The organism is Streptomyces sp. SAS_272 (assembly GCF_052543235.1).
Map to the genome: position 1 here is coordinate 168,978 of NZ_JBMNDR010000003.1, position 16,265 is coordinate 185,242.

Consider the following 16,265-nt stretch of genomic DNA (forward strand, 5'->3'; position numbering starts at 1 on the left):
ATGGTCGATGGCTGACCGGGCTCTGAGACACAGCGGCACGACGAAGGTGCCGACCGCCGAGAGGTTGTTGGTCGAGTGAGGCGAAGCAAGAAAAGTCCCGAGCCTGCGGCCCGGGGCAACTTCACGCCGCCGCCGCGCGGAGCGGCGCCCGCCCATGTGCCCGGCTCGGAGCCGACGGCCCCGCCCGCCAAGAGCGGCGGCCGTCTCTCCCCGCGCAACTGGCGGGTGCCGACCCGGCTGAACGCGATTCTGCTCATACCCGTGGTGGTCGGCCTGGTCATGGGCGGCTTCCAGGTGAAGAGCTCGATCGACACCTGGCAGGAGGCCCGCGACGCCGAGAAGGTCGCCAAGATCGTGGCCGCCGCCGGCCAGTACGCCGAGGCCCTCCTCAACGAGCGGGACGTCAGCGCACAGCCGCTGCTCCAGAACAAGAGGACCGACCCGGTCGTCAAGCAGGCCCGGACCACCACCGACGCGGCGGCCAAGGCCTTCCACGACGAGGTCGTCGATATGCCGGACAAGGCGGGCCTGAAGCGCCGCCTGAAGCTGGTGGAGGAGGCCGAGCCCTCCCTGCAGAAGATCCGGGAGGTCGCGTTCACCAAGGCGCTGGACCCGGTGAAGTCCGAAGAGGGCTACGTCCAGGTCGAGCACCTGCTGGTCGAGTTCTCCAACGAGCTCGGCCTCGGCACCGGCAACATCACGGCCTACGGCCGCACCGTCTACGCGATCGCTCTGGGCAAGGGCGCCGAATCCCTGCAGCGCGCGATCGGCATGCACCTGCTGGTCCGGCCCAGCCCCGACAAGACGATCTACCGGCAGCAGGTCACCGCCTTCACCTCGTACGCCTATCTCGAGGGCATCGCCCAGCAGGAGTACGTCTCCGGCGGCACCGTGCAGGACGCCGCTCGGCTCGTCGAGGTCATGAAGCAGAAGGCCGAGGAGGGCCAGAAACAGGTCGCCGACGCCAAGGCCAAGGCCGAGGCCGCCGACCAGGACTTCACCGCTCCGCCCACGATGGACAAGATGATCCAGGCGATCGGCAGCGGGCAGTTCACGCCCTCGCAGCTCGCCGAGCAGGGCATCACCGCCGACGCGTGGATGGCTGCCTCGACGCTGAAGTTCCAGGGCTACAGCCAGATCGAGAGCGAGATGATCGACCGCGCGGTCACCGAGGCCGGCCAGATCGCCTCGGACGCGCAGCGGGACGCCATCATCAACGGCGCCATCGTCATCATCGCCCTGCTCGCGGCGTTCATCGTCGCGAGCCTCATGGCCCGCCAGATGAGCCAGGCCATGCGCCAGCTGCGCAACGCCGCGTTCGGCATCGCCGAACAACGCCTGCCGATGCTCGTCGACCAGCTCTCCCGCACCGACCCCGGCCGGGTCGACACCCGGGTCGCCCCGATCCCGATCACCACCACGGACGAGATCGGCGAGGTCGCCCGCGCCTTCGACCAGGTCCACCGCGAGGCCGTCCGGCTCGCCGCCGAGCAGGCCCTGCTGCGGGGCAACATCAACGCGATCTTCACCAACCTGTCGCGCCGCAACCAGTCCCTGATCGAGGGCCAGCTGACCCTGATCACCGACCTGGAGAACAACGAGGCCGACCCGGACCAGCTGGAGAACCTCTTCCGCCTGGACCACCTCGCGACCCGTATGCGCCGCAACGGCGAGAACCTCCTGGTCCTCGCCGGCGAGGAGCCCGGCCGCCGTTGGGACCAGCCGGTCCCGCTGGTGGACGTGCTGCGCGCCGCCTCCTCCGAGGTGGAGCAGTACGAGCGCATCGAGCTGTCGGGCGTCCCGGAGGCCGAGATCCACGGCCGCGCCGTGACCGACCTCGTGCACCTGCTCGCCGAGCTGCTGGAGAACGCCACCACGTTCTCCTCCCCGCAGACCAAGGTCCGCGTCACCGCCACCCGTCTTCCCGACGGCCGCGTGATGATCGAGATCCACGACAAGGGCATCGGCCTGACCGCCGAGGACTTCGCGGACATCAACCACAAGCTGGCCAACCCGCCGACCGTGGACGCCGCGATCTCGCAGCGCATGGGCCTGTTCGTGGTCGGCCGGCTGTCCGACCGGCACGGCATCCGCGTCCAGCTGCGGCCCTCGGGCGAGCAGGCCGGCACCACCTCGCTGGTCATGCTGCCCGACGCGATCACCCACGGCGGTGGCGGCGAACAGCAGCACCAGCCGGACCGCGACGAGTTCACGGTCTCGCAGATCATCCCGGAGCAGCACTACGGCTCCGGCGAGGACTTCAGCAACGGTCTGCCGATGCGCACCGCCGCCGAACTCGGCTTCGACGACAGCCGCTACGAGGTCCCCGACGACATCCGCGACCTTGACCCGGTGGGCCGGTCCCTGATGCGCGAGGAGCGCCGCGCGGCCCTGGAGTCCCAGACGGGCCAGCCGGACCAGCAGTCCCCGCAGCCGCACCGGTCCGCGGAGGCCGCCGCCTACGGCGAGAACTACGACACCGGCCATCCGCAGCAGGCCTACGACGCCGGACAGAACGGCTACGACCCCGCCGGGAACGGCGCCCAGGGCCACTACGACAACGGTGCGACCGGCTACGCCGAGCAGCCCGCCTCGTTCGACCAGCAGACGGCGTACCAGGAGCAGCAGCGCCCGGCGTACGACGACCGGTACTTCCCGCCGAACGGCGGTGTGCCGCAGGGCGAGTCCTTCACCTCGCAGAACGGCGTGCCGCAGGGCGACGGCTTCTCGTCGAACGGCGGTTACCCGGACCCCGCGTATGCGGAGCCCGTCCAGGAGGAGCGGCCGGCGGCCGTGCCGGCCCCGTCCGAGGGCTTCCAGCCGTACGAGGAGCAGCAGTCCTACCAGGACGACTGGCCCCAGGAGAACGGTCAGGGCAACGGTTACCGGAACGGCTACCCGGACCAGTACGCTCCGGAAGCGGAATCCACGCAGGTCGCTGACGCGGGTGAGCAGAACCGCGTAGGCTTCGATCGTCCGGGGTCGAGCCCCTCCGCCTCCCACGCGCTGACCGAAGCCGGTCTGCCCCGCCGCGGATCCACCGCAAGCGGCGCGAACGGCGCACGGCCCGCCACGAAGCAGGAAGCGCCGGCCTCCTCTCCGGAGAGCAACGGCGGCGGCGACATCTGGCGGTCGGCGAACGACGAGCGCTGGCATCAGGCCTCCGCTCTGAAGAAGCCCAAGGCGGGCGGGGTCACCTCCTCCGGTCTGCCGCGGCGGGTGCCCAAGGCCAACCTCATCGAAGGCGCCGCCGAGAGCACCCCCCAGGGGGGCCCACAGGTCTCCCGCGCCCCGGAGGACGTCCGAGGCAGGTTGAGCAACCTGCGTCGTGGCGTCCAGCGCGGACGCAGCGCAGGAAGCAGTGAAACGAACGGCCAGGCCACTGGGAACCATCACAGTGGGCCTGACAGCACCTACAACCAGGAGCGTTAGTGTGAGCCCGATGAGCCAGGCGGCACAGAACCTGAACTGGTTGATCACCAACTTCGTGGACAACACCCCGGGGGTGTCCCACACGGTGGTGGTCTCCGCCGACGGACTCCTTCTGGCGATGTCCGAAGGCTTCCCCCGCGACCGTGCCGACCAGCTCGCGGCCGTCGCCTCAGGTCTGACGTCCCTGACGGCAGGCGCTTCCCGGATCTTCGAGGGAGGCAGCGTGAACCAGACGGTTGTGGAGATGGAGCGGGGATTCCTGTTCATCATGTCCGTGTCCGACGGCTCCTCGCTCGCCGTGCTCGCACACCCGGAGGCGGACATCGGTCTCATTGGGTACGAGATGGCCCTCCTGGTGGACCGAGCGGGTTCGGTCCTGACGCCCGACCTTCGAGCAGAGCTCCAAGGGAGCCTTCTCAACTAACAAACGGACGGTGCGTTTTGGCGTCCCGAGGCCGTAGTGTTTCGGGACGCGGCTCCACGTGATGGGTGCCAGGGCACAGTCGGAGGAGGAGAGAGAGTGGCAACACCCCCAGGCGGTTCGCATTCGGGCAACTGGTCGTACGGTCCTGCCCAGGGCCAGAACGACGGTACCCAGAACCCGAACCGTTACAACTTCCCCTCCGCGCCCAGCCAGCAGCGGCCGTACACGCCTCAGGGGCCGCAGGGCCCGGGGCCGTCCCCGTACGACCAGCCGCACGCCCCGCGCATCCAGCCGGTGCAGCCGCATCGCCGCTCCCCGGAGCCGGCGCCCGCCGGCTCGTCGAACAACCCGCTGGTGCGTCCGTACGCCATGACCGGTGGCCGGACCCGCCCGCGGTACCAGCTCGCCATCGAGGCGCTGGTGCACACCACCGCGCAGCCGCATCAGATGCAGGGCCAGCTGCCCGAGCATCAGCGGATCTGCAACCTCTGCCGAGAGATCAAGTCGGTCGCCGAGATCTCGGCGCTGCTGACCATCCCCCTCGGTGTGGCCAGGATCCTCGTCGCCGACCTGGCGGAAGCGGGACTGGTCGCCATCCATCAGCCCGGCGGCGACGAGAGCGCCGGCGGCCAGCCAGACGTGACACTGCTCGAAAGGGTGCTCAGTGGACTTCGCAAGCTCTAGCGGGGGTCCCTCCCGCTCCACCACTTCCGCGAAGATCGTGGTGGCGGGCGGCTTCGGCGTGGGCAAGACCACGTTCGTCGGGGCTGTTTCGGAGATCAATCCGCTGCGCACCGAGGCCGTGATGACGTCCGCGTCGGCGGGCATCGACGACCTCACCCACACCGGGGACAAGACGACCACCACGGTCGCCATGGACTTCGGCCGCATCACCCTGGACCAGGACCTGATCCTGTACCTGTTCGGCACGCCGGGCCAGGACCGCTTCTGGTTCATGTGGGACGACCTGGTGCGCGGCGCCATCGGCGCGATCGTCCTCGTCGACACCCGCCGTCTCGCCGACTGCTTCCCCGCGGTCGACTACTTCGAGAACTCGGGTCTCCCCTTCGTGATCGCCCTCAACGGCTTCGACGGCAACCAGCCGTACAACCCGGACGAGGTGCGCGAGGCGCTGCAGATCGGCCCCGACACCCCCATCATCACGACGGACGCCCGTCATCGCGCTGACGCGAAGTCCGCGCTCATCACGCTCGTCGAGCACGCGTTGATGGCGCGGTTGCGTTAGGCGTTCGTGCGGCCGCTGGGCCGCCCCCGACGACGGTGAGCCGTCTGCGGGGCGGTCGGCGGCCGGTCGGCGCGGTCCTCGCGCCCCCGGGCATGCAGAAGGGCCCCTCTCGTGGAGAGGGGCCCTTCTTCGTCCCAGGAGGTCAGTGCCAGCTGTGCGGGGCGCGGAAGCCGCCCTCGCGCTCCAGGCGGCGCCAGCCCGCCTTGTGGCGGCCACGGCGGTCCGGAGCGGGCTCGGAGGTGCGGGCTGCGGCGCGGGCCAGGAGGATCGCCGTGATGGCGGCGACTTCCTCGGGCTCGGCGTGGCCCTTCTCGACGCGGATGTCGGGAGTGTTCATGGGTCTCAGTCTCCGTGGATGAGGTTTCCGCAGGGGTACCGCGAGAGGTCCGCCGGGTTACTGCGGAGGGTTGCCGTGCTTGCGGGAAGGCAGGTCGGCGTGTTTCGACTGGAGCATCGCCAGCGAGCGGATCAGGATCTCGCGGGTCTCCGCCGGGTCGATCACGTCGTCGACGAGGCCGCGCTCGGCCGCGTAGTACGGGTGCATCAGCTCGGACTTGTACTCCTTGACCATGCGGGCCCGCATGGCGTCGGGGTCCTCCGCGCCGGCGATCTGCCGCCGGAAGATGACGTTGGCCGCGCCTTCGGCGCCCATGACGGCGATCTCGTTGGTCGGCCACGCGTAGGTGAGGTCCGCGCCGATGGACTGGCTGTCCATGACGATGTAGGCGCCGCCGTAGGCCTTGCGCAGGATGAGCGAGATACGCGGGACGGTCGCGTTGCAGTAGGCGTACAGCAGCTTCGCGCCGTGCCGGATGATGCCGCCGTGCTCCTGGTCGACGCCCGGCAGGAAGCCGGGGACGTCCAGCAGGGTGACGATCGGGATGTTGAAGGCGTCGCACATCTGCACGAACCGCGCGGCCTTCTCGGAGGCCTCGATGTCCAGCACCCCGGCCAGGGACTGGGGCTGGTTGGCGACGATGCCGACGACCTGGCCGTCCAGGCGGGCCAGCGCGCAGATGATGTTGCGCGCCCAGCGCTCGTGGACCTCGAGGTAGTCGCCGTCGTCGACGATCTCCTCGATGACCTTGGTCATGTCGTACGGGCGGTTGCCGTCGGCCGGGACCAGGTCGAGCAGGACGTCGCCGCGGCGGTCGGCGGGGTCGCCGGACTCGGCGCGCGGGGGGTTCTCTCGGTTGTTCTGCGGCAGCATCGACAGGAGGTAGCGCACCTCGGCGATGCACGTCTCCTCGTCGTCGTAGGCGAAGTGACAGACGCCCGAGGTCTCGGCGTGCACGTCGGCGCCGCCGAGGCCGTTCTGCGTGATCTCCTCGCCGGTGACCGCCTTGACGACGTCCGGGCCGGTGATGAACATCTGCGAGGTCTCGCGGACCATGAACACGAAGTCGGTCAGGGCGGGGCTGTAGGCCGCGCCGCCCGCGCACGGGCCGAGCATCACGGAGATCTGCGGGATGACGCCGGAGGCCTTGGTGTTGCGCTGGAAGATGCCGCCGTACCCGGCGAGCGCGGACACGCCCTCCTGGATGCGGGCGCCGGCGCCGTCGTTGAGCGAGACCAGCGGCGCTCCGGCCGCGATGGCCATGTCCATGATCTTGTGGATCTTCGTGGCGTGGGCCTCGCCCAGCGCTCCGCCGAAGATGCGGAAGTCGTGGGCGTAGACGAAGACCGTGCGGCCCTCCACCGTGCCCCAGCCGGTGATCACACCGTCGGTGAACGGCTTCTTCGACTCGAGACCGAATCCGCTCGCCCGGTGCCGGCGCAGCTGCTCGACCTCCTGGAAGGACCCCGGGTCCAGGAGCAGCTCGATCCGCTCCCGGGCGGTCAGCTTGCCCTTGGCGTGCTGCGCCTGGGTCGCCTTCTCGCTCGGACCGGCCAGAGCCTGCGCACGGATCTCGTGCAGCTCGGCCACCCGGCCGCGCGCGTCCGTGGGCTCCGAGGGCTCTGCGGTCTGCTCGCCCGTCGTCTCTTCCAAAACGGTCATGTAGCGACCTTACGAAGCTCGCCAAGGAAAGGGAGACGTCGACTCCGTACAGTCTCCGGAGCGTTTTCCTGGTACCACCGAACAGAACCCGGCGGGTGTGCAGCCGTTCCGACTGCTCAGAGGGCCTGGCGCTTGTAGGGGTCGCACAAAGACCGTGAGTGCGATTCGCCTCACATCCCCGGTCCGCGACGCGCTTCGGCTTCCGCCGGTCGGGTGATGCGGGAAGTCCGGCAGGCTCCGCGGAATAGGTTCGCGACCGCCCGCGTTGGGAGTAATTGAAGGTTAAACAAACAGGATCTTCCCCGTCCCCAAGGAGCATCCCATGAGCATCTTCGGCCGCAAGAACACCGACGACTCCACCGCCACCGCCGTCGCCACGGTGAGCCCGGACCTCGCCGCGCTGACCGGCACGTACACGATCGACCCGGCGCACTCGACGATCGGCTTCGTCGCCCGGCACGCGATGGTCACGAACGTCAAGGGCAAGTTCAACGACTTCAGCGGCTCGCTGCAGCTGGACGGCGCCGAACCGGCCCGGTCCACCGCCTCCATCGACGTCAGCATGGACAGCATCGACACCGGGTCCGCCGACCGCGACGGCCACCTCAAGAGCGCCGACTTCTTCAAGACCGACGAGTTCCCGGCGATGACCTTCCGCTCCACGTCCGTCGAGTCCGCCGGCGGCGACGACTACCGCGTCACCGGCGACCTGAGCATCCTCGGCGTCACCAAGCCGCTCACCATCGACCTGGAGTTCAACGGCGCCGCGAAGGACCCGTTCGGCAACGAGCGCGTCGGCTTCGAGGGCAAGGCCGAGATCCTGCGCTCCGAGTGGGGTCTGACCTGGAACGCGGCGCTGGAGACGGGCGGAGTGCTGGTCTCGGACAAGATCAAGCTGAACTTCGACATCTCGGCGATCAAGAACGCGTAAGCGCTTGACCCGATACGGAGGAAAACGGCAGAAAGGGGCCGGAAGCGAAGAGCTTCCGGCCCCGATTTGTGCCTTGTGTCACAGTCACGAGGTATGAGCACCAGGACCGGACCCCAGCACTACCCCGGCGCGAACCGCGACCACTGGTATCAGGACGACTTCGGCGGCGACCGCATGGAGGTCAACGTCGTCGTCCTGCACACCACCGAGGGCCGCTCGTTGCCCGACTACCAGGGCGGCTCCGTCGCGCCCAACCTGACGGCCGTGCCGGACATCGCCGCCAGGAAGCTGAAGTGGTATCAGCACTTCGAGATCGACATCTCCTCGCGCGCCCTGGCCAACCTGCGCGGCGGGGTGGAGACGAACACCCTGAACGTCTGCCAGGTGGAACTCGTCGGCACCTGCGATCCGAGCCTGCACGCCAAGTGGACGGCCCGCGGTCAGGCGCACGTCTACTGGCCGAAGGCCCCTCAGTGGGCGCTGCGCGCCGTCGCCCAGTACCTGGCGTGGATGAACATCCACCACCATGTGCCGCTGCGCGGCCCGGCACTGTGGCCCGCGTACCCGAAGTCGGCGGGGAACGGCGGTGGCCAGCGGATGAGCGGGGAGCGCTGGAACGCCTTCAACGGGGTGTGCGGACACATGCACGTGCCCGAGAACACGCACGGCGACCCCGGCGCGATCGACTTCGACGGCCTGCTGGACTTCGCGAAGGCCGCGGTCCAGGACTGAGGCCGGCCGTGCGGGACGCAGGCCGGCGGTGCGGGCGGCGAACGGCGGTGCGGGCGGAGAACGGCTCACGGCTTCCCGGCGGCCGCCTCGAGTTTCGCGACGGCGGCCGCCGCCCGTGCCTGTCGGTTCCGCGGGGTGCGGGCCCGCAACAGCGCCAGCATCACGAGATAGCGGTCGGTACGGCCCAGCCCGTCGAACACCGCCGCGGCGCGCGGATGCGTTTCCAGCGCGGCCAGCAGCTCCTGCGGTACGGCCGCCTCCTTCTCCGAGGCGTACGCCGCCGCCCACCGCCCGTCGGCCCGGGCGGCGGCCACCTCGGCGAGACCGGCCGGCCGCATCCGGCCCTGCGCCGTCAGCTCCTCGACGCGCCGCACGTTGACCGCCGACCAGTGGCTGCCCGGCCGCCGCGGCGTGATCCGCTGAAGGTAGTGGACGGCGTCGAGCCCCTTGCGGTGCCCGGTGATCCACCCGTGGCACAGGGCCACGTCGTTGACGTCCCCGGCGCCGGCCGAGACCACGCCGGCGCCCTTCTTGGCGACCTTCACCCACAGGCCCGGGTGCGGAGCCGGGTGCGCGGTGAGCCAGGCGTCGAGGGCGTCGGCCGAGGCGAAGAAGCAGGCTCGGGGGAACGGCGGAGCTGCGGGAGTACCGGCTGCTGCGGGCATGGAGCCACCGTAGGCGCGGAGTAGGTCAGATCCCGACCTCATTCGGCAGGAGAGCGGAGATGCCGGGCGCCCGGCCGTGAGGCGACAGCCGTCGGGGCGCGGACGGCGTAGGCCGTCCGTTGCCGGGCGGACGGCGTAAGGCGACCGTTGCCGGGCGGACGGCGTAAGGCGACCGTTGCCGGGCGGACGGCGTAGGCCGTCCGTTGCCGGGCGGACGGCGTAGGCCGTCCGTTGCCGGGCGGACGGCGTAAGGCGACCGTTCCCGGGCGGACGGCGTAAGGCCGCAAGCGTGGGGCTACAGGGATCAGGAGGGGTCAGAAGCCGCCCCCGAAGTCGCCCCCGCCGCCCCCGCCGAAGTCCCCTCCCCCGCCGTCGCCGAAGCCGCCGAAGTCGCCGGGGTCGAAGTCGGCCCCGGAGACGTCGCCGCCGTCGAAGTCGCCGTAGCCGGCGCCGTAGTCGTAGGCGTAGGACGGGGTGGCCATCATGGAGCCGAGCATGGTGCCGACGAGCAGACCGGGCAGGATGCCGCCGCCGAAGTAGCCGCCCGCCCAGGGGCCGTAGGCAGGGCCCGCCTCCCAGTAGGGGCGGCGGCCGTAGTCGCTGTCGACCTCGCGGATCACCGGGTCGCGTCCGTCGGCCAGCCGCGTCGCGTCCGCCGCGCAGACCGGGACCTCGCGCGTGGCCCCGCCGGGCGGCGTCCAGGTCGCGTCGCCGACCGAGGGACCGTGGCGGGGGTCGAAGAAGCAGGGCGGACGGCGTTCGGGCAGCGGCCGCCCCTCCCGGCGGGCGGCGAGCAGGGCGAGGGAGAAGCGCCCGTCCTCCAGGGCCTCGGTGACACCGCGGACGTCCTCCGGTCGGGCGGCGGACGCCATCGCCGACTTCGCCTGTTCGTAGGCGTCCAGGGAGCGTTCGTAGTCGGCGCGCATGGCGCCGTCGGCGCCCGGCTCGGCCGGGTGGAAGTCCAGGCGGTCGAGTTCCTCGCCGAACGCGGTGATGTCCTCGTCCACGACGACCCGCAGCCGGTCGAGGGCCGCCCGCTGTTCGGCCGCGCGCCGCCGACGGTTGCGGCGCACCAGCGTGTACGCGCCGGCCCCGCCCGCCGCCAGCACCACGCCCGCCGTGATCAGCGCGGTCTGCGAGACCCCGCCGCCGTGGTCCGAGGAGCCCCAGCTCGCGGGGGCCGAACCGCCCATGTTCACCAGGGCGCGGTCGGTGAAGTCGGCCAGCTGGGTCCGGGCGTCGCTCTCCGCGCGGACGCTGGTGACCAGGTTCCGTACGGCCGTGCGGGAGAGCACCGAGGAGTCGGCCCGGGCGTCGAAGCGGTCGCCGAGACGGACCGCGTACGCGCCGGTGACGCCGGTGGCGGTGCGCAGGTCCGTGAAGAGGTCCGCCGTGGGGTAGCCGGCCGGCAGGACGGCGATGAACAGCGGCTTGCCGGCGTGCTCGATCTGCTGCTGGAGGGCGTGCGCGTCGGCCTGGGACAGCTGCCCGCTCGCCTCGGGGTCGACGTAGACCGGGCTCTCGCGGAGGGCCTCGGCGACGGCCGACACACTGGTGGCCGCCTCCGCGCGCGGCGCGGCCGCCGTCGGCAGGGCCAGGACGGCGAGCACGAGCGCGGCCACCAGGAGGAGGAGGCTCCGGGCCGATGACACGACCTTCATATGTCGAAACTACCCGAAGCCCGTCAAACCGGTCGGCAGTGCGCGGCGTCGAGCGGACTCAGGCCGCCCGGTACGCCTCCGTCAGCTTCTCCACCGCCGCCCCGTAGCGGCCGGTCAGCAGCAGATGGTCCGCGTCGGCGAAGGGCTTCGCGACCCGCGCCGTGAGACTGTCGCCGGCCTTCTGCTGGACGATCAGCCGGGCCCTGGTCACCAGGGCCCGGCCGGCCTCGCCTGCGCCCGCGCGCTCGGCGGCGGCGGCCGCGAGACGGAGCGCCTTCAGGGTGGCCGTGCCGCCCTGCGGGACCTTGGTCAGCGTCGTCAGACCCCAGCCGTAGGGGTACTGCGGGTCGTAGGCCGTGTCGCCGACGTTGATCGGCAGCTGGGCCTCGGAGCGCGGCCAGGTGACCGGGAGCTGCCCGGTGAAGGCACGACGGCCGTACAGCACGTCGGCCACTCCGTCGCCCTCGGTGCCCGGCAGCCAGCTCGCGACCAGGGCGTCGATCTCCCCGAGCCGGTCGCCGATCAGCTGCGGACGCCCGGAGACGATGAGCACCGCGCACGTCATCGCGGCGCACACCCTGTCCACAGCCGTCCGGTCGGCGGGGTTCAGCTCCAGGTCGTGGCCGTTGCCGACGTCGCCGACGCCCTCGGCGTACGGCGTCTCGCCCACCACGACCACGCCGACGTCATGGCCGGCCAGGGGAGCGGAGGCGTCCTTGGAGTACGTGATCGCACCGCCCGCCCTGCGCATGCCCTCGAGGATCGTGGTGCCGGAGGTGATGTCGCCGGACGCGCCCTGCCAGGTGATCGTCCAGCCGCCGGTCTGGTTGCCGATGTCGTCGGCGTTGGAGCCGGCCACGTAGACCTTCTGGCCCTTCTTCAGGGGCAGCACGCCGCCGTCGTTCTTCAGCAGCACCTGCGAGGCGGCGGCAGCGGCCCGCGCGACGTCGCGGTGGGCGGCGGACCCGATGCGGGAGGCGCCGCTCGTGTCCGCGTACGGCTGCTCGAAGAGACCGAGGCGGAACTTCTGGGCGAGGATGCGGGAGACGGCGTCGTCGAGCCGCCGTTCACTGACGCGGCCGGCCTTCACCTCGGCGATCAGGGTGGCGCTGTACTCCTTGTAGCCGTAGGGCACCATCATCATGTCGACGCCGGCGTCGACGGCGGTGCGCACGCGTGAGGCGTAGTCGCCCGGCAGCTGGTCGACGGCGTTCCAGTCGCTGATCACGAAGCCGTCGAAGCCCATCCGGCCCTTCAGGACGCCGCCCAGCAGGTCGGCGCGGGCGTGCATCTTCACCGGGCCCCGGCCGTCGCCCGCGATGTCGAGGGAGGAGTACGACGGCATGACCGTGCCGACGCCCCGGTCGACCGCCTCCTGGTAGGGCGCGAGGTGGACGGCCTCCAGCTGCCGCCGGGTGACCTCGGTGACGCCCTGGTCGATGGTGTACGCACCGGTGGTCGAGGAGCCGTACGTGGTGCCGCCGTCGCCGACGAAGTGCTTGGCGGTGGCCAGGACCTTGTCGGCGTTCTTCAGGTCGCGGCCGTCGCGGGCCCCCTGGAGGCCCTGGATCACCGTCTCCATGGACTTCACGAGCGCCGGGTCCTCGCCGAAGGCCTCGTAGGAGCGGCCCCAGCGTTCGTCGCGGGTGACGCAGAGGCAGGGCGCGAAGTCCCAGGGGACTCCGGTGGCCCGGACCTCGGCGGCGGTCACCGCGCCGGTGCGGTAGGCGATGCGGGGGTCCCGGGTCGCGCCGATGCCGATGTTGTGCGGCATGACCGTGGCGCCTGCCAGATTGTTGTGGCCGTGCACCGCGTCGACGCCGTAGACCAGCGGGATCTGGAAGCGGGTCGCCTGCGCCCGGAGCTGGAAGGCGTCGATCATCTTCGCCCAGGCCTGCGCGGTGTTGGGCGTCGGCGTGGAGCCGCCGCCGGAGAGAAGGGAGCCGAGGCCGTAGCCGGCGATGTCGGCGGGGGCGGTCATCGCGCCGCGTTCGGCCTGGGTGGTCTGACCGGCCTTCTCCTCCAGGGACATCCGGGAGAGCAGGTCCTTCACGCGCTGCTGCACCGGCAGCCTGGCGTTCAGGTACGGCAGTCCGTGCGCGTCGACGACGACCTGCGGGGTCTCGGCGGGCGGTTTGGCGCCGGTGACGGCCAGTTCCAGCGGGACGGTCTCGGCGGCCTCGGCGGTGCGGTCCTTGAGGGTCGGGACCTCGATCGTGCGGGAGGCCCCGGAGGCGGTGCCCGCAGGGAAGGTGACCGTGCCGGAGACCGGCGTGTAGTCGGCGCCGGCGGACGCGGTGCCGCCCGCGGTCCGGTAGGCGACGGTCACCGGCTGGTCGACGGGGGCCGCGCCGGTGGTGGCGAGGGTGACGCGGACGGCGGCCGAGGCGCCCTCTTTCACCGGGTAGACGGCGGCGTCGGTGGTCACGGACGCGCGCAGCGCCTGGTCGGCGCGGCCGTACAGCTCCACGCCGTCCATGGCGAACGCGCCGCCCCCGCCGGTGGGCAGGGTGACGGCGTAGCCCCACATCTGCGTGAGGCCGAGGATCTGGTCGATGCCGCCGACGGGCTGGTAGTCGGTGCGGTACACGAAGTCGGAGAAGGGGATCTCGATGCGCTTCCAGCCGGTGAAGTCGTCGGTGAACGAGGTCGTCCACAACTCGGACGCCTCGCCGTGGGCGCCGCCGTCCTTGATCTCGAAGCCGACCTTGGCGCCGGTGCCCCGGCCCTCCCACCAGAACCGGATGCCGCGGTGGGCGGACCAGTCGTGGGCGGGTCCGGTCGCGGCGTAGTCGTGGGTGAAGCCTCCCCAGCCGCTGATCGCGTAGGCGCCGGCGAGGACCTTCTGGCCGTCGGGGGCGTCGGGCCGTTCCGCGAGCCGCAGCGTGGGCGGGTCGTCGGCGTCGCTGCCCCAGGTGAAGATGCCCTCGGCGGGCTGGGCGGCGAACGGCACCTCACCCTCGAAACGGTCGACGGGGGCAGGGGCGGGATCGTCGGCGGCGCGGGAGGCGGCCGGTGTCAGCAGGGCGGCGAACAAGGCGGTGGAGACGAGCAGGGCCGTTCTCGGTACGGACCGATCCCTTGGCATAGGAATTCCCTCGGCTCTCGGGTCTCTGGGGCACGTCGGGCACGCTCAGTTCACTCATGACTTAGATCACGCCGTGAGTTAACTGGGGCCGCGCACCGCCGTCAAGACGTCCCGTCAGGACAGCGGGACGCCCCGGCCTCCCTGCGCCGCCGGGACGTCCCGCCGGCCCCGGTCACTCCGCCGGCGTCACGCTCGCCCTGAGCAGTCCGTAGGTGTACGCGTCCTCCAGTGCCTGCCAGGACGCGGCGATCACGTTCTCCGCGACGCCCACCGTGGACCACTCCCCCGCACCGTCCGTCGTGGAGATCAGGACGCGGGTGGTGGACTGGGTGCCGTGGACGCCCTCGAGGATGCGGACCTTGTAGTCGACCAGCTCCAGCTTGGCCAGCTGCGGGTAGATCTTCTCCAGCGCCACCCGCAGCGCGCGGTCGAGGGCGTTGACCGGGCCGTTGCCCTCCGCCGTGGCGACGATCCGCTCGCCCTTGGCGTAGAGCTTGACGGTGGCCTCGTTGGCGTGGCTGCCGTCGGGGCGGTCCTCGACGATGGCCCGCCAGGACTCCACCTCGAAGTACTTCAGCGGGCGGCCCTCGACCTCCGCGCGCAGCAGCAGCTCGAAGGAGGCGTCCGCCGCCTCGTAGGTGTAGCCCCGGAGCTCGCGCTCCTTGACCCGCTCGACGACCCGGCCGACCAGCTCGCGGTCGCCGCCGAGGTCGACGCCGAGCTCCTTGCCCTTGAGCTCGATCGAGGCGCGGCCGGCCATGTCGGACACCAGCATCCGCATGGTGTTGCCGACCTGCTCGGGGTCGATGTGCTGGTACAGGTCGGGGTCGACCTTGATGGCCGAGGCGTGCAGACCGGCCTTGTGGGCGAAGGCCGAGACGCCGACGTACGGCTGGTGCGTGGACGGGGTGAGGTTGACGACCTCGGCGATCGCGTGCGAGATCCGCGTCATCTCGCGCAGCCTCCCCTCGGGCAGCACCTTCTTGCCGTACTTCAGCTCCAGGGCCGCGACCACCGGGAAGAGGTTCGCGTTGCCGACCCGTTCGCCGTAGCCGTTCGCCGTGCACTGCACATGCGTCGCGCCCGCGTCCACCGCGGCCAGCGTGTTCGCCACCGCGCACCCGGTGTCGTCCTGGGCGTGGATGCCGAGCCGGGCGCCGGTGTCGGCGAGGACGGTGGAGACGACTGCCTGCACCTGGCCCGGGAGCATGCCGCCGTTGGTGTCGCACAGCACGACCACGTCGGCGCCCGCCTCGGCGGCGGCCCGCACGACCGCCTTCGCGTACTCGGGGTTCGCGCGGTAGCCGTCGAAGAAGTGCTCGCAGTCGACGAAGACCCGGCGGCCCTCGCCCTTCAGGAAGGACACGGTGTCGCTCACCATGGCGAGGTTCTCGTCCAGCGTGGTGCGCAGGGCCAGCTCCACGTGCCGGTCGTGGGACTTCGCGACCAGGGTGATCACTCCCGCGCCCGACTCCAGCAGCGCCCTGACCTGCGGGTCCTCCGCCGCCTTCGCGCCGGCCCGGCGGGTCGCGCCGAAGGCGACCAGCTGGGCGTGCCTGAAGTCGATCTCCTCCTGCGCGCGGGCGAAGAACTCGGTGTCGCGCGGGTTGGCGCCGGGCCAGCCGCCCTCGATGAAGCCCACTCCGAAGTCGTCCAGGTGACGGGCGATGGCCAGCTTGTCGGCGACGGTGAGGTTGATGCCCTCACGCTGGGCGCCGTCCCGCAGGGTGGTGTCGAAGACGTGGAACGAATCGTCGAGTTCGCTGGTTGCGGTCATGGTCTGAAGACTCCTGTGTTGGACCTCGGTCGTTACCGGAATGACCGGCTCCACCATCCCCCCATGCTCCCTCGCGCTCTCGCTCCCGGCTGTGGGTGGTGCCAGAAAAGCGAAAAACCCCTCGCGGGTGCGAGAGGTCTGCGCGCGGGTCGAGGACGACGAGGGCCGCCCGTACCTGGTCGTACGTGGCGGTCACTGCGGACCGGCGCGCCTGCTGCCAATAATCGTGGCGAACGAGAGCACGGGGGAAGTCTGGCACAGTCCGTCCGCGTGCTCACCCGGTGTCTCAGGATGCGAGCGGCGTGTGCCC

12 protein-coding genes are annotated in these 16,265 nt (G+C 71.1%); 6 read left to right on the forward strand and 6 right to left on the reverse strand.

What is annotated here, in order from left to right:
* Positions 1–75 precede the first annotated feature (75 nt).
* From ACN6LD_RS04005 to ACN6LD_RS04020, 4 genes are all read left to right on the forward strand, one after another.
* Positions 76–3,432 (forward strand): nitrate- and nitrite sensing domain-containing protein, encoded by a 3,357-nt coding sequence (locus ACN6LD_RS04005; RefSeq protein ID WP_445042527.1) that lies wholly within the window; start codon positions 76–78, stop codon positions 3,430–3,432.
* A 10-nt stretch (positions 3,433–3,442) separates the two neighbouring features.
* A complete protein-coding gene (locus ACN6LD_RS04010; protein ID WP_037781109.1) occupies positions 3,443–3,856 on the forward strand; it encodes a roadblock/LC7 domain-containing protein in 414 nt (137 codons plus the stop codon).
* Between the two features lie 96 nt (positions 3,857–3,952).
* Complete coding sequence (locus ACN6LD_RS04015) at positions 3,953–4,540, forward strand: DUF742 domain-containing protein (RefSeq protein ID WP_266725879.1); 588 nt, start codon at positions 3,953–3,955, stop codon at positions 4,538–4,540.
* Positions 4,521–5,102 (forward strand): GTP-binding protein, encoded by a 582-nt coding sequence (locus ACN6LD_RS04020; protein ID WP_026248371.1) that lies wholly within the window; start codon positions 4,521–4,523, stop codon positions 5,100–5,102. The genes ACN6LD_RS04015 and ACN6LD_RS04020 overlap by 20 nt, the downstream gene beginning before the upstream one ends.
* 142 nt (positions 5,103–5,244) lie before the next feature.
* Here ACN6LD_RS04020 and ACN6LD_RS04025 read toward each other — a convergent pair whose 3' ends face one another.
* Both ACN6LD_RS04025 and ACN6LD_RS04030 read right to left on the reverse strand, forming a co-directional pair.
* Entirely contained in the window at positions 5,245–5,439 is a 195-nt protein-coding gene (locus ACN6LD_RS04025; RefSeq protein WP_057580470.1) for an acyl-CoA carboxylase subunit epsilon, read from the reverse strand.
* 57 nt (positions 5,440–5,496) lie between these two features.
* Complete coding sequence (locus ACN6LD_RS04030; protein WP_319187351.1) at positions 5,497–7,101, reverse strand: acyl-CoA carboxylase subunit beta; 1,605 nt, start codon at positions 7,099–7,101, stop codon at positions 5,497–5,499.
* Positions 7,102–7,423: 322 nt separating this feature from the next.
* On the opposite strand from ACN6LD_RS04030, the gene ACN6LD_RS04035 reads away from it, so the two are divergent.
* The gene (locus ACN6LD_RS04035; RefSeq protein ID WP_445042528.1) at positions 7,424–8,032 is read left to right on the forward strand and encodes a YceI family protein; all 609 of its coding nucleotides are present in this window, start codon (positions 7,424–7,426) and stop codon (positions 8,030–8,032) included.
* A 93-nt stretch (positions 8,033–8,125) separates the two neighbouring features.
* Entirely contained in the window at positions 8,126–8,764 is a 639-nt protein-coding gene (locus ACN6LD_RS04040; protein ID WP_319187347.1) for a hypothetical protein, read from the forward strand.
* Between the two features lie 65 nt (positions 8,765–8,829).
* Here ACN6LD_RS04040 and ACN6LD_RS04045 read toward each other — a convergent pair whose 3' ends face one another.
* From ACN6LD_RS04045 to cimA, 4 genes are all read right to left on the reverse strand, one after another.
* On the reverse strand, positions 8,830–9,429 hold the full coding sequence (locus tag ACN6LD_RS04045) for a YdeI/OmpD-associated family protein (protein ID WP_445042529.1): 600 nt from the start codon (positions 9,427–9,429) through the stop codon (positions 8,830–8,832).
* A 314-nt stretch (positions 9,430–9,743) separates the two neighbouring features.
* The gene (locus ACN6LD_RS04050; RefSeq protein WP_445042530.1) at positions 9,744–11,090 is read right to left on the reverse strand and encodes a hypothetical protein; all 1,347 of its coding nucleotides are present in this window, start codon (positions 11,088–11,090) and stop codon (positions 9,744–9,746) included.
* Positions 11,091–11,148: 58 nt separating this feature from the next.
* A complete protein-coding gene (locus tag ACN6LD_RS04055; RefSeq protein WP_445042531.1) occupies positions 11,149–14,178 on the reverse strand; it encodes a glycoside hydrolase family 3 protein in 3,030 nt (1,009 codons plus the stop codon).
* Between the two features lie 172 nt (positions 14,179–14,350).
* Positions 14,351–15,955, reverse strand: a complete 1,605-nt coding sequence (gene cimA / locus ACN6LD_RS04060) for a citramalate synthase (RefSeq protein WP_319187340.1) — start codon at positions 15,953–15,955, stop codon at positions 14,351–14,353.
* Between the last annotated feature and the right edge of the window lie 310 nt (positions 15,956–16,265).